The sequence below is a fragment of the Elizabethkingia argenteiflava genome (genome assembly GCF_009904105.1).
GTDB lineage: Bacteria > Bacteroidota > Bacteroidia > Flavobacteriales > Weeksellaceae > Elizabethkingia > Elizabethkingia argenteiflava.
In genome coordinates, this window is record NZ_JAAABJ010000032.1 from 1 (window position 1) to 371 (window position 371).

Below are 371 nucleotides of genomic sequence, written 5' to 3' on the forward strand. Positions count from 1 at the left end.
CTCATACTTGCTGTTAAACTCGTCCTCCGAGCGCTTGGTTTCGGCATCATACTTCAAGCGAAGATCGTCCATATGATGCTTGGCTATCGCATAACCAGGCATTGTACGAAAGACTTCTTCGAAGCTGAAATAGCCGAAACGGATTGCAGACGGAGCCTCTGCACCCGCAGTAGGAGCAGCAGTAGCCTCACTCGCTTTAGGAGCTGAATTAGCCACCTGCTGGGCAGATGCCAGCACAGGCATCATTGCCAGAACCAAATAAAGGAATGTCTTTTTCATCATGAAGTGTTGGATTAGAATAGGCATATTCATACCTATTATATATAAATACTGAAAAGAGAAACAAGGGCAAGCACTTGTGCCTGCCCCAC

The 371-nt window shown here is 46.6% G+C and carries 1 protein-coding gene; it reads right to left on the bottom strand.

Annotation, left to right across the window (positions count from 1 at the left end; genetic code table 11):
- Window positions 1-371: OmpH family outer membrane protein (locus GNY06_RS00140; RefSeq protein WP_166518295.1), on the bottom strand; the 371-nt coding region annotated here is incomplete at both ends.